Annotated in this window: 11 protein-coding genes and 1 pseudogene; 4 read left to right on the top strand and 8 right to left on the bottom strand. The window is 61.3% G+C overall.

The genetic code is table 11. The features are described from left to right. Positions 1-7 precede the first annotated feature (7 nt). Both arfA and NKI58_RS05165 read right to left on the bottom strand, forming a co-directional pair. Positions 8-1,519 carry an arabinosylfuranosidase ArfA gene (arfA, locus tag NKI58_RS05170; protein WP_352784213.1) on the bottom strand — a complete coding sequence of 504 codons (1,512 nt, stop codon included), beginning with the start codon at positions 1,517-1,519 and terminating at the stop codon, positions 8-10. A gap of 184 nt (positions 1,520-1,703) precedes the next feature. Then, the gene (locus NKI58_RS05165; RefSeq protein ID WP_352784211.1) at positions 1,704-2,630 is read right to left on the bottom strand and encodes an ArsR/SmtB family transcription factor; all 927 of its coding nucleotides are present in this window, start codon (positions 2,628-2,630) and stop codon (positions 1,704-1,706) included. Positions 2,631-2,879: 249 nt separating this feature from the next. Between NKI58_RS05165 and NKI58_RS05160 the strand changes: the two genes are divergently transcribed. The 4 genes from NKI58_RS05160 to NKI58_RS05145 are packed head-to-tail and all read left to right on the top strand — an operon-like array spanning position 2,880 to position 6,909. Continuing rightward, the gene (locus NKI58_RS05160) at positions 2,880-3,758 is read left to right on the top strand and encodes an ABC transporter permease (protein WP_023675645.1); all 879 of its coding nucleotides are present in this window, start codon (positions 2,880-2,882) and stop codon (positions 3,756-3,758) included. Beyond that, positions 3,755-4,576 (top strand): ABC transporter permease, encoded by an 822-nt coding sequence (locus NKI58_RS05155; protein WP_352743553.1) that lies wholly within the window; start codon positions 3,755-3,757, stop codon positions 4,574-4,576. Before NKI58_RS05160 ends, NKI58_RS05155 begins: the two co-directional genes overlap by 4 nt. A gap of 22 nt (positions 4,577-4,598) precedes the next feature. Further along, positions 4,599-5,741: an extracellular solute-binding protein gene (locus NKI58_RS05150; protein ID WP_352824216.1), complete on the top strand. Its 1,143-nt coding sequence runs from the start codon at positions 4,599-4,601 to the stop codon at positions 5,739-5,741. Beyond that, positions 5,734-6,909 carry an ABC transporter ATP-binding protein gene (locus tag NKI58_RS05145; RefSeq protein WP_352784206.1) on the top strand — a complete coding sequence of 392 codons (1,176 nt, stop codon included), beginning with the start codon at positions 5,734-5,736 and terminating at the stop codon, positions 6,907-6,909. Before NKI58_RS05150 ends, NKI58_RS05145 begins: the two co-directional genes overlap by 8 nt. 20 nt (positions 6,910-6,929) lie before the next feature. Here NKI58_RS05145 and NKI58_RS05140 read toward each other — a convergent pair whose 3' ends face one another. The 6 genes and pseudogenes from NKI58_RS05140 to NKI58_RS05115 all read right to left on the bottom strand — a co-directional run bounded on the left by NKI58_RS05140 (position 6,930) and on the right by NKI58_RS05115 (position 12,908). Then, positions 6,930-7,907: a branched-chain amino acid ABC transporter permease gene (locus NKI58_RS05140; RefSeq protein ID WP_352784203.1), complete on the bottom strand. Its 978-nt coding sequence runs from the start codon at positions 7,905-7,907 to the stop codon at positions 6,930-6,932. Position 7,908: 1 nt separating this feature from the next. Then, positions 7,909-8,790 (bottom strand): annotated as a pseudogene (locus tag NKI58_RS05135) (branched-chain amino acid ABC transporter permease). A gap of 111 nt (positions 8,791-8,901) precedes the next feature. Further along, a complete protein-coding gene (locus tag NKI58_RS05130) occupies positions 8,902-9,894 on the bottom strand; it encodes an ABC transporter ATP-binding protein (protein ID WP_352784201.1) in 993 nt (330 codons plus the stop codon). Continuing rightward, a complete protein-coding gene (locus tag NKI58_RS05125) occupies positions 9,891-10,916 on the bottom strand; it encodes an ABC transporter ATP-binding protein (protein WP_352784198.1) in 1,026 nt (341 codons plus the stop codon). The genes NKI58_RS05130 and NKI58_RS05125 overlap by 4 nt, the downstream gene beginning before the upstream one ends. Continuing rightward, on the bottom strand, positions 10,906-11,880 hold the full coding sequence (locus NKI58_RS05120) for an ABC transporter permease (RefSeq protein WP_023675638.1): 975 nt from the start codon (positions 11,878-11,880) through the stop codon (positions 10,906-10,908). The genes NKI58_RS05125 and NKI58_RS05120 overlap by 11 nt, the downstream gene beginning before the upstream one ends. After that, positions 11,880-12,908, bottom strand: a complete 1,029-nt coding sequence (locus tag NKI58_RS05115; protein WP_352576404.1) for an ABC transporter permease — start codon at positions 12,906-12,908, stop codon at positions 11,880-11,882. Before NKI58_RS05115 ends, NKI58_RS05120 begins: the two co-directional genes overlap by 1 nt. Positions 12,909-13,000 lie beyond the last annotated feature (92 nt).

Here is a 13,000-nt window from a genome sequence, read left to right as displayed (position 1 = left end):
CCTGAACTCAGAGCCTCAGGCGTATGACCTGGTAGGAATAGGCCGGCAGTGACAGGCTCAGCTTGCCGCCGGCGAGCGAGGCGCCCTCACCCTTCCTGGGGCCGACATTGCCAGGGTTTTCGGCCGAATTGACGGCTTTCAGATCGGCGTGTGCCATCACCTGGTGATTGACGATCTCCGCCGCGCCGAAGCCGGTGAGGTCGACCACTGTTTCGATTGCCTCGCTCGAATGGCGGTTGACGGCGAAGAAGGTGACGTGGCCGGTTTGCCTGTCGTGCACGCCGGCAACATCGACATAGGCGACGTCGCCCGCAACGCTGGATTTGTAGGTCGGGCTTTCCACCTTGAGATCCAGCGCATTGCCGCGACCATAGTTAGAAGCAAACAGATAGGGATAAAAAATCGTCTGCCGCCATGCCGGGCCATTCGGAACGGTCATGATCGGCGCGATGACATTGACCAGTTGTGCCAGGCAGGCGATCTTGACGACATCGGAACGGCGGATGAAGGTGTTGAGGATCAGGCCGACCTGCAGCACATCCTCGAAATTATAGATGTCTTCGAGCAACGGCGGGGCGAACGGCCAGCCGTTGCTGCCGCCGAGTATCTTCCTGTCCTGCTCCTTGGAATGGTACCAGACGTTCCATTCGTCGAACGAGATGTAGACCTGCTTGTTGGAGCGCTTCTTGGCCTTGATATACTCGATGACGCCGGCGACCGAGACAATGTAGTCGTCGAGCTTTTCGCTCATGGCGAGATAGTTCGGAGCGTCGTTGGCTTCGTTGTCGAAATACATGTGCAGCGAGATGTAGTCGACCTCGTTGTAGGTATGGTCGAGAACCGTCGCTTCCCATTCAGGGTAGGTCGGCATCTTGGCATTCGAAGAGCCGCAGACCACCAGCTCGAGTGACTTGGAGAAGGCGCGCATGGCCTTGGCCGTCTCATGCGCCAGCCGGCCATACTCGTCCGCGGTCTTGTGGCCGATCTGCCAGGGGCCATCCATTTCATTGCCGAGACACCAGAGCTTGACGTCGAAGGGCTCCTTGCGGCCGTTGGCGATGCGCTTGTCGCTCCATTTGCTGCCGCCGGGATGGTTGGCGTACTCCAGCAGGTTGCGGGCTTCATCGAGGCCGCGCGAGCCGAGATTGACGGCAAGCATCATCTCGGTGTTGGCGGAGGTGCACCAATCAGCAAATTCATGCAGGCCGACTTCGTTGCTTTCCGACGTGTGCCAGGCGAGGTCGAGGCGCACTGGGCGCTGTTCCTTGGGGCCAATGCCGTCTTCCCAATTGTAGGCCGAGACGAAATTGCCGCCGGGATAGCGGACGATCGGAACATTGAGTTCCCTGACGAGATCGACGACGTCCTGACGCATGCCGTTGGCATCCGCTGTCGGATGGCCGGGCTCATAGATGCCGGTGTAAACTGCCCGCCCCAGATGCTCGATGAAGGATCCGTAGAGCCTCGGATCGATTTCCGAGACGACATAATGCGGATGAGCCGTAACGGCTGCCTTCATGCATTCCTCCCATCGATATCACAAACGATGATTTAAATCATCTTGCCCGATATCAAAGAGGAATTGGCAGCCCTTCGTCAAGCCAAAATACCCAAATGTAGGACAATTAGACGAACGCTTTGGCACAGCAGAAAGCCAGATGGTTGAAATTGCTGCGTTATCTTCAGAACCCGGTTTCATGATATCAACCAGTTTTGATCCTGAGCAGGATGTCCTGATCGTAATTTCCAAAGCCCTTGCCGAAAATATTGATCCCGCCGGGGCGCTTGGCGTCGTCCTTGACGCCGATACGGACGCGGATTGAATGATGGCTCTTCAGATCGAGTGCGGCGAGGCCGGTTTCGGAAATCCTGAGGCCGTCGACATAGGTGCCGTCATTGGCAATTCGCCAGTTCTTCAGCTTACCGTATTGCGAGCCCTTGAGCTTCCACCAGGAGGGCGTGAAGACGCCGCGCTTGTCGCCGAAATCCCCCGGCGACGTCCAGGTGCCGACATCGACGCCATTGATCGTCAGCGTGATGTCCGAGGGCCAATCGGCGCTGGTGCCCGGCACTTCCGAAGACAGCTCTATCGCAACTTCGAGTCCGGTGATCTCGGCATTGGCGAGCTTGGCATTGTTGGGGAACTGGTATTCGACAAAACCGCGCGTGAACCATAGCAGACCGGCTTTCATGCGGTCCGGATCGAGGAAAGTGTTCGGCACATCGAGCAGACCGATGATGCCGTCCGGCGAACAAAGGCCGCAGGGCGCGGTAACCTCGAAGCCGGTATAAAGCCCGATCGGCATCGACACTTCGATCGCGTCGTTCTTGACCGCATGATATTCGCTCTTGAACACGACGAGCACTTCTTCGGCCGTCGGATAACAGATTTTCTGACTGCCTTTCTTCGCTTTCAGGTTCTCGGTGCGGATCAGCCCCGCATCCTCCAGCACCTGGATGTTGGTCGAGACGGTCGACTGCGGAAGCGACAGCACGGCGGCGATTTCGTTGACATTCATCGGCCCCTTCTCATGCAGCAGTTTCAGCATCGAGATCCGCGCCGAGGAGGCAAGCCCCTTGAGCACGGCAATGCCTTCCTCAGGTTCAATCACCAGAAAATTGCGACTCATGAAATTGCCCGGCCCATGTAAAATCTATATCCGAAATTATCCTGTATATCGGGATATCTGATTTAATCAATGTGCAGGCGGAACGCCGGGCAATTTGTTGAATCCGGCAGGGCGAGGGTCGCGCGGTGGCCCTGCACAGAATTTGTGCAGGAGCCATATGCAGAGTGGACACCTGAACGCCGATCGCCCAATCTAGTCCGGAGCCGAGCCCGGTGATGGCGGCTTGCACATAAAGTGGTTGGACGGGTCGTGACCAAAGGGTGGAAATTATACGATCAGCGACTGGCCTGGGTCCTCGTCGCGCCTGTGCTTTTACTGCTTACCCTGCTTCTGCTGCTGCCGATCGCGATGATGACGGTCTACACGTTTTTCACCTTCGTCACCGCGGGGGTGGAGTCGGCGGTGCTGACCTTCGACAACTGGAAGGAATTCCTCACCGACAGCTACTATCACGGTTTTCTTTGGAAGACCGTTCGCGTCGGCGCCATCACCGCTGTGATCTGCGCGATCCTTGGCTATTTCCCCGCCTATTTCATCTGGGCCACGACCTTCAGGCACAAATGGCTGTTGTTGCTGCTGCTCATCGTGCCGTTCTGGATCAGCTTCACCATCCGGACATTCTCGTGGATCCATATTCTCGGCGAACAGGGGCTGATCAACGTCGTGCTCATCAGGCTGGGGGTTATCAACGAGCCGTTGCCGATGCTCTACACCGAGGGCGCCGTCATCATGGGGCTGCTGCATTTTCTGCTGCCCTATATGATCCTGAATGTCTATGTCAGCCTGGAAAGCATCGACCGCACGCTGATCGCCGCCGCCCGCTCCATGGGCTGTACCAGCGCGCAGGCGTTTCGCGAAGTGACCCTACCGCTATCGATGCCGGGGCTGGGCGCCGGGCTGCTGCTCTGCTTCGTGCTGGCGGCCGGCTCCTATGTGACGCCGCAGCTGCTCGGCGGCAGCCGCGATGCGCTGTTCGGCAACTTGATCTACGACACCATCATGGGGCAGCTCAATTGGCCGATGGGCGCCACGCTTTCCATCGTCCTGTTCGTCCTGCTCGGCGCGGCCGCGGCCGCCTACAGCCGCTATATGGGCCTATCGCAGATCATGAAGGGCCTCAGTGCATGAGAGCGGATCATCCCGATCGCGAAGGCAGATGGGCGTGGCGGCTGACCGGCGCGATCACGGTGTGCGTCTACGTCTTCATGTTTGCGCCGATCCTCGCCACGGTCGTGCTTTCCTTTAACGCCTCGATGTTCGGCGGCTTTCCCCTCACCGGCTTCAGCCTGCGATGGTACGAAAAGCTGCTCACCAACGAGCCGGTTCTCGACGCTTTCCGGACATCGATGTGGATTGCCCTGGTGACGGCAACGGTGACGACGCTGCTCGGCATCATGGCGGCATTGGCGCTGGTGCGCTTCGAGTTCCGTGGCAAGCAGGCGATCAACACGCTTGTCATTCTTCCCGCGCTGGTCCCCGAAACGATACTCGGCGTCGGCCTGCTGGTCATGATCAAAGCCGTCGACCAGCCGCGCAGCATGACGCTGCTGGTGCTCGGCCACATTCTGCTCACGCTCCCCTACGTGGTGCTGATCGTCCAGGCGCGCATGGTTGGCATAAAACGCTCCTATGAGGAGGCGGCGCTTTCGCTCGGGGCGCCGCGTGTGTCGACATTCCGCGAAATCACGCTGCCGCTGCTCATTCCCGCAGTGCTTGCCAGTGTTCTGCTCGCTTTCACCATTTCGTTCGACAACACCTCGGCCAGCCTGTTCTGGCGGCCGGCGGGCGTCGAGACCATGCCGACGCAAATCCTTTCGATGCTGAAGATCTCGATCAGCCCTGAGGTGAACGCGCTCGGAACCATCATGATCCTTTTGACGGTCGGCATTCCCTTGGCTGGCGGGCTCATCCTGCAAAGCCTCACCTGGTTCAAGGCAGGCAAGTGAAAATGAAAATGGGAGAATGGAAATGAAACTGACAACCACCAAACGACTGGAACGGCTCAACGAACGCTATGCCAATGGCGACATCAGCCGGCGATCATTCCTGACGCTGACGGCCGCCGCTGCCGCCGCCACCGGGCTTTCCGTGCCCTGGATGGGACGGGCGCTGGCCGCGGTTTCGGAAGTGCGCTTCGACGGATGGGGCGGCGTGGTGCAGGAGGCGATCGATAAGTACGCGTTCCAGCCTTACACCGCCAAGTCCAAGGTCAAGGTCGTCCAGGGCACCTTTGGCGACGAGAACGAGATCATCACCAAGATCAAGACGTCGAAACCAGGCGACTTCCAGATCGTCCATTCTTCCGGCGTCAACTACTACATCAAATACGTCAATGGTGGTTTCAATTCGGAGATCAACGAGGCGAACATTCCGAACATGGCGAATGTCCTGACCGCCATGATCGAGCCGTTCCGCAAGATCACGCCGAAGCTGTCGGCAGTGCCATATGACTACGGCACCACCGGCATCGCCTACAACAACAAGGTCATCTCGCCGGAGGAAGCCAAGGAAAAGGGCGCCAACCTGCTTACCGACAAGAAATATGCCGGCAAGATCGGCGGCTACGCCGATATGACGACGCGCGTCTGGTATGCGGCGCTGCAGACGAAACAGGACCCCAACAACATCCAGGACATGGACGTCGTCTGGGCCAAGGTTCGCGAGACCCGCGACCTGGCCAAGAAATTCTGGAGTTCCGGCGCGGAACTGATGGACCTCCTGTCGCGCAACGAGATCGTCGTCACCGACGCATGGTCAGGACGTGTCGCCGCCCTGCAGCAGCAGGGCCAGCCGATCGGCTATCTCGACCCTGCCGGCTCATACGCGTGGATGGAGGACATGCTGGTCCTCAAGGGTTCGCCGATGGCCGAATGCGAGGAACTGATCAACTTCATGCTGGATCCTGCCACCTCGATCGCCGTCGCCGAGGGCCAGAACTATCCGCCGTCGCTTGACCCGACCAAGGTGAAGCTGACCGACAAGATCGCGGCGCTTCCGGCCTTCGACCCGACTGGATCGATGAAATCGCTGACCTTCGCCGATCCGCTCTACTGGGCGAAGAACGAAGACGCCTGGACCAAGCAATGGGACAGGGTGTCGAAAGGTGCATGACGACAACAGCCACGACCAGCAGCCCCGGCCGGCTTCGGCCGGGGCTGATGGCGACCCGCTCGCCCAGAGCGAGCGGCAGCCGATAGGAAAGCCTGCGGTCGAGTTTCGCGACATCGATATTTTTTACGGCAAGTTCGCCGCTGTGCGCGATTTTTCACTGGCAATCCGCAAAGGTAGTTTCGTCACCTTGCTGGGGCCGTCCGGGTGCGGCAAAACGACTATCCTGCGCTCGATCGCGGGCCTGGTCGACATCTCCAGTGGCCAGATCTCGATCGGCGGAAAGCGGGTCGACGACATCCCGATCTACAAGCGCAACATTGGTCTGGTGTTCCAGAACTACGCGCTCTTTCCGCACAAGAACGTCTTCGACAACGTCGCATTCGGCCTGAAATACCGGAACGTGCCGAAACCGGAAATCGTGCGCCGGGTCAAGAAGGCGCTGGATATGGTGCGGCTGCCCGGCAGTGAGACAAAGCTGCCGTCGCAGCTCTCGGGCGGCCAGCAGCAACGCATCGCACTGGCCCGCGCCATCGTCTTCGAGCCGGAAGTGCTGCTGCTGGACGAGCCCTTGTCGGCGCTCGACGCCAATATGCGCGAGGACATGCGCGTCGAGATCAAGAAAATCCAGAGGGAGACGGGCATCACCGCTATCTTCGTGACGCACGACCAGGAAGAAGCCTTGTCGATGTCCGACCACATTGTCGTGATGAACGCCGGCCTGATCGAGCAGATCGGCTCCCCCGCGCAGGTCTATGACCAGCCGGCCACCGCATTCGTCGCCAATTTCCTTGGCAAGGCCAACATGCTGCCCGGCAGCGTGACAGTGATGGACGGCAAGATGGCGACGATCGCGCTGGCCAGCGGCCATGTCGTAAAGGCGGCCGCGCCGAAGGCGCTCGCGACCGGCAGCGCGGTCACCGTCGTCGTTCGCCCGCAGAAGCTTACCGTCGGTACCGCCGGTGGTGCCAACAGGCTGGCGGGACGGATAGTCTCGACCTCCTATCTCGGCGGCAATGCGGTCTACGAGATCGACATCGGCGCCGGCACGCTGGTGCGCGCCAACACGTTGATCGACGGCCAGCCGCTGCGTGAAGGCGAAGCGGTCGATGTCTGCTTCGACCCGCTGGGCTGCGTGCTTCTCGACGCGCAAGGCTTACGCATCGCCTAGCGAGGCGGAACTGAGCCGTTTCAATCTTTCGCGTCACCCTTTGGCCCGAGAAACCGCGCATAGACCTCACCGACAATACCGCGCCGGAAAACCAGCACGCAGACCATGAAGGTCAGGCCGGTGGCGATGGTCACCGGAAAACTCGAGGTAGCGAGCGTGTTTTCCAGGCCGACCACCAGACTGGCGCCGATGATCGGCCCGACCATGGTGCCGATGCCGCCGAGGAGCGTCATCAGGATCACCTCGCCCGACATCTGCCAGGTGACGTCGGTGAGCGTGGCAAACTGAAAAACGATCGCCTTGAGCGCGCCGGCCAGCCCGGCCAATGTTGCCGACATGACGAAAGCCGCCAGCTTGTAATTGGCGACGGAATAGCCGAGCGAAATGGCCCGGCTCTCGTTTTCCCGGATGGAACGCAGGATCACGCCGAAAGGCGAGTTGATGATGCGCCGGATGGCGAACACGCCGATCAGGAAGACTGCTAGTACGAAATAGTAGATGTTGATCGAGACGTTCAGGTCGAGCATTCCAAGCAGCCTGCCGCGCGGCACGCCCTGGATGCCGTCCTCACCTCCGGTGAACGGCGCCTGCACGCAAAAGAAGAAGAACATCTGCGACAGCGCCAGCGTGATCATGGCGAAATAGATGCCTTGCCGGCGGATGGCAAAGAAGCCCATCACAAGGCCGAGCAGCGCAGCTCCCAGGACACCGAGCAGGATGCCCGCTTCCGGCGGCCAGCCCCAGACCTTGACCGCGTATGCGGTGAAATAGGCCGTCCCGCCGAAGAATGTCGCATGGCCGAAGGACAACAGCCCGGTGTAGCCGAGCAGAAGGTTGAAGGCGCAGGCAAACAGCGCAAAGCACAGCATCTTCATCAGGAAGATCGGATAGACGAAGAAAGGCGCCACCAGCAGCGCCACGATGCCGAGCCCGACCAGCGCCCATTCAAGCCGTGCCGAATTCTTGGCACGCGTCTCGCGAAGTGTCAGTTCGGCCATCTCAGGCATCCCTTCCGAACAGGCCGGCTGGCCGGACCAGAAGCACGATTGCCATGATGACGAAGACCACCAGATTGGAGGCTTCGGGATAGAAGACCTTGGTCAGGCCTTCGGCGAGGCCAAGCATGTAACCGGTGACGATCGCCCCGAGGATCGATCCCATGCCGCCGACCACGACGACGGCGAAGACGACGATGATGAGGTCAGATCCCATCAGCGGGCTCACCCGATAGATCGGCGCGGCGAGAACCCCCGCAAGCCCGGCAAGAGCGGCGCCGAGGCCGTAGGTGAGGGTCAGCAGCAACGGCACGTTGACGCCGAAAGCCTGCACCAGCCCGGGGTTCTCCGTCGCCGCCCGCAGATAGGAGCCCAGCCTGGTCTTCTCGATCAGCGCCCAGGTGCCAAAACAGACGATCATCGAGGCGACCACCACCCAGCCGCGGTAATTAGGCAGGAACATGAAGCCGAGATTGGTTCCCCCCTAGAGCAGCGGCGGCACGGAATAAGGGCTTCCCGATACACCATAGTAATAACGGAACACTCCTTCGAGCACGAGCGCGAGGCCAAAGGTGAAAAGCAACCCGTAGAGCGGGTCGATGTCGTAAAGCCTCGACAGCGCCAGGCGCTCGACCCCGACGCCGAAGCCGCCGACGATCAGCGGCGACAGGATCAGAGCCGGCCAGTAGCCGATGCCAAACCGGGTGAGAAGCAGGTACCCGACGAAGGCGCCGAGCAGATAGAGCGCGCCGTGGGCAAAATTGATGACGCGCAACAGGCCGAATATGACAGCCAGGCCCAGGCTCAACATTGCGTAGAACGAGCCGTTGACGAGGCCGACCAGCAATTGGCCGAGGAATGCCTGAACGGGTATTCCGAAGATCATCGCAACATAGCGTCGGATCGTGCGGCGTCCAGATCGGCCTCTATTCTCGCCGAAGCGACGATTACGGCTGAACGGTCCTGATCCGATATCGCTGAACGAGAATTCCCGTCGTCAACCGCCGGCTGGATGATGGCAAGCAACCAGGCGGCCCTCGCCAATGCTTTGGAGAAGCGGACGGTCGCTGCGGCAGATCGGGGTGGCAGCTGGGCAACGGGTGTGGAACCGGCACCCTGAGGGTGGGCTCATCGGGCTGGGCAAGTCACCCTTGAGCACCAGCCGGCCGCGCCGCGCCCGGTCGATGCTGGGTATCGGCACGGCGGAACGCAGCGCCGCGGTGTAATGATGTCTGGGCGCCGCAAAGACCTCGTCGGTCGGCCCGCTCTCCACGATCGATCCCAGATACATCACCGCCACACGGCTCGAGATCTGACGCACCACGGAAAGGTCGTGAGCGATGAACACATAAGTCAGGTTGTACTCCTCGCGCAGGTCGGCGAACAGATTGATGATCTGCGCCTGGATCGACACGTCGAGCGCCGAGACCGGCTCGTCGGCCACGATCAGCCGTGGCCGCAGCGCCAGCGCGCGGGCGATGCCGATACGCTGGCGCTGGCCGCCGGAGAATTCGTGCGGGTAGCGCGACGCGTGCTGGGGCGACAAGTCGACCCGGCGCAGGAGCTCGGCCACGCGGTCCGCCATTTCCGATGCCGAGAGGCGTTCATGGATGCGGAACGGATCGGCCAGCAGATCGCCGACCCGCCGGCGCGGATTGAGCGAAGCGCTGGGATCCTGAAAGACCATCTGCATCTGCCGCCGCAACGGACGAAGCTGGCGCTGGGAGGCGTCGCTGATGTCGCGGCCCTCGAATTCCAGCGACCCCGAGCTGATTTCGGTCAGACGCACCAGACACCGGCCAAGCGTGGATTTGCCGCAACCGGACTCGCCGACGATGCCGAGGGTCTCCCCGGGCCAGATGTCGAGCGACACCGTATCAACCGCATGCACGGTCCGGCGCTGCGCCGGGAAGATCGAGCGGCCGACGCTATAGCGCTTCGACAGGTCGCCGGCACGAAGCAGCGGACGTTCGCGTGGCATGGCATTCATCGTTGCATCTCCACCACGCCGCCAGGCCTCTGGGCAGCGAATTGTCTGCGCGTAGTCTCCGGCAACAGGCACGCGGCGCGATGGCTCTCGCCTTGCATGATCGGCAGTTGAACCAGACAGGCGTCGTGGCGAAAGGCGCAGCGGGGGCTGAAGGCGCAGCCTTTCGGCAGGTTGGAGAGCGACGGCGGAATTCCCGGAATGGCAGCGAGCCGGGCTGGACGTGGTCCCTCCATCGGCGGGATCGAGCCGAACAAGCCCCATGTGTAGGGATGCAGCGGCGCCCGGAACACGCTGCTCTTGCCACCCTCCTCGACAAAGCGTCCGCCATACATCACCAGTACCCGGTCCGCGACTTCGGCGACGACGCCAAGATCGTGCGTGACCAGGATCACAGCGGAACCGAACTGGTCGCGCAATCGTCCGATCAGTTCGAGGATCTGCGCCTGCACGGTAACATCGAGGGCTGTAGTCGGTTCATCCGCGACGAGCAGCGCCGGGTTGCACGAGAGCGCCATGGCAATCACCGCGCGCTGGCGCATACCGCCGGAAAGCTGGTGCGGGTAGCTGTCGATGACCCGATCCGGATTTGCGATGCCGACCGCATCCAGCAATTGCACGGCCCTCGCCCGTGCCGCTTTCGCCGACACTTTTTCATGCGCGCGGACCTGCTCGCCGATCTGGTTGCCGATCGTATGCACCGGGGTGAGCGCAGACATCGGATCCTGGAAGATCATCGCGATCTGGCGGCCGCGAATGGCATCGAGCGCACGCCGCTTGAGCCCGATCAGCTCCTGTCCCATGAAACGGATGGAACCGGAGACGATAGCGTTGGGGCTGTCGATCAACCCCATAATGGCGAGCAAAGTCTGGCTTTTGCCCGAACCGGATTCGCCGACCACACCGACGATCTCGCGCTGCTCGACGGAGAACGAAACACCTCCCACCGCGCGCACCAGGCCCTCGTCGCTGCGGAAGGAGACGGTGAGGTCCTTGACCACCAGAAGAGGAGCATCAGCCGACATCGCGAGCCCTCGGGTCGATGAAGACGAAGACCACGTCGACGACGAAGTTTGCCATCACCACGAAGAAGGCGGCGTAGATCACCGTGGCAAGGATCATCGGCAGATCGAGCGTCTGCAGCGCCTCATAGGTCAGTTTTCCGACGCCCTGCAGTCCGAAGACCACTTCGGTCAGCAGCGCGCCGCCACCGACCAGGGCACCGAAGTCGAGGCCGAACATGGTAACAAATGCGACCAGCGAGGTCCTGAGGCCATGATGCAGCACCACCCGCCGCTCGCCGATCCCCTTGGCTCGGGCGGTGCGGATGAAATCCTCCTGCATCATCTCGATCAGGCTTGCCCGCAGAACCCGGCCGTAGAGGCCGACATAAAGGGTTGCCAGCGTGAACCACGGAATGACGAGCGCCTTGAACCAGCCCCAGGGATTCTCGGTCAGGGGGATGTAGCCGAGCGGAGGAACCCAGGAAAACAGCCAGCTGTCGTGCCAGCGGCTTTGCGTCAGCAGGTTGGCGACCTCGCCCAGCCAGAAGACCGGGATCGACACGCCTACCAGGCTCAGGATCATCAGCGCGCGATCAATGAATGTACCGCGCGTTGCGCCTGCGATCACACCGACGATCAATCCGCCGAGCACCCACAGCACTGCCGCGCCGCCGACCAGCGACAGCGTCACGGGAATGGCGCTTATCACGGTCGGAATGACGCGCTGCCCGCGATTGACGAAGGAGGTGAGATCGCGGCTGACGAAAAGCCGGTTCATCATCAGCCCATATTGCACCGGCAATGGCCGGTCGAGACCGAAATCGTGGCGCACCTGGATCAGCGTCTCTTGCGAAGCATTGCGGCCGGCAATGCGCGCCGATGGATCAGCGCCAGGCGTCGCAAAGAAGATCAGGAAAGCGACGACGCTGATACCGAACATAACCAGCACCATCTGGCCAAGCCGGAAGCCGAGCGCGGCAACCACTAGACGCCCCTCGGCGAGGATTTCGGATCGAGCGCGTCGCGCACGCCGTCGCCCAGAATGTTTAGGGCCAGCACCGTGATCACAATGGCTAGCCCCGGCGCCAGTGCCACGACCGGCCGCGAATAGAGCAGGCCCTGGCCGTCCTGGATGATCGTGCCCCAGCTGGCATCCGGCGGCTGCACGCCGATCGACAGGAACGACAGCGAGGATTCCGTCATCATGTTGAGCGCCAGGATCAACGGCACGAAAACGATGATGCGGGTCACCACATTGGGCATGATGTCGCGCAAAAGGATGCGCCAGGGCGATGCGCCAAGGCCGATCGCAGCGGTGACGAATTCGGCATGCATTAAGGTCAGGACATGGCCGCGGATCGGCCGCGCCACATAGGGCACATAGACGATGCCGATGATGAAGACCGGTAGCCACAGGCTGCCGGAGCGGATTTCGAACGGACCGATCTGGATACTCTGCGCAATCAGCACGATCGACAACGAAATCGCCAACAGGAAAATCGGAAAAGCCCAGAGCACGTCGAGAATGCGCGACAGGCCGATGTCGACGATGCCGCCGAAGAAGCCGGAAACGACCCCCAGGAATGTCGCGAGGACAAGGCACAGCACGGCTGCAGCACCCGAGATCAACAGCGAATCCCGTCCGCCGTAAAGCAGCCGCGCCGCGACGTCACGGCCCTGGTTGTCGGCACCGAGCATATAGGGGCCGATGCGCCAGGTCGGCCCGACCGGCGTCATGCCGAGGCCAAGGCCTTCGGTGGAGGGCTGCAGCACCGGCTGGGTCACCCCATCGACGACGATCTCGCCATTGAGATTGGTCGCAAATGGATCGGTGCCGGAGACGTATCGCGCATAAAGCGGCGCCGCGAGCGAGGCGATCACAATGACGACGAGCACGGCGAAGGCAGATATTGCCGAACGATCGCCTTTCAGCTTGCGCCAAGCGGTGCGCCACGGGCCATCGGTGGCCCGGCGAACCGGGATGGCAGGCTGGTCCGCAATGACATTGACCATGAACAGGATTGCCTGGGAAAAATCGCGGCCTGGAAGATGCGCTGATCCGCCGGAAAAGGAAATGCGACGGAGAGCCAGCGGCACTCCGTCGC

This window comes from Mesorhizobium sp. M0522 (assembly GCF_040321085.1).
GTDB lineage: Bacteria > Pseudomonadota > Alphaproteobacteria > Rhizobiales > Rhizobiaceae > Mesorhizobium.
The sequence above is the reverse complement of the archived record's forward strand: the minus strand, read 5'-3'. Positions and strand labels throughout refer to the sequence as shown.

Coding starts and splice junctions, on each gene's coding strand:
- arfA (WP_352784213.1), bottom strand. CDS start 1,519: ATGAAGGCAGCCGTTACGGCTCATCCGCATTATGTCGTCTCGGAAATC.
- NKI58_RS05165 (WP_352784211.1), bottom strand. CDS start 2,630: ATGAGTCGCAATTTTCTGGTGATTGAACCTGAGGAAGGCATTGCCGTG.
- NKI58_RS05155 (WP_352743553.1), top strand. CDS start 3,755: ATGAGAGCGGATCATCCCGATCGCGAAGGCAGATGGGCGTGGCGGCTG.
- NKI58_RS05150 (WP_352824216.1), top strand. CDS start 4,599: ATGAAACTGACAACCACCAAACGACTGGAACGGCTCAACGAACGCTAT.
- NKI58_RS05140 (WP_352784203.1), bottom strand. CDS start 7,907: ATGGCCGAACTGACACTTCGCGAGACGCGTGCCAAGAATTCGGCACGG.
- NKI58_RS05130 (WP_352784201.1), bottom strand. CDS start 9,894: ATGAATGCCATGCCACGCGAACGTCCGCTGCTTCGTGCCGGCGACCTG.
- NKI58_RS05125 (WP_352784198.1), bottom strand. CDS start 10,916: ATGTCGGCTGATGCTCCTCTTCTGGTGGTCAAGGACCTCACCGTCTCC.
- NKI58_RS05115 (WP_352576404.1), bottom strand. CDS start 12,908: ATGGTCAATGTCATTGCGGACCAGCCTGCCATCCCGGTTCGCCGGGCC.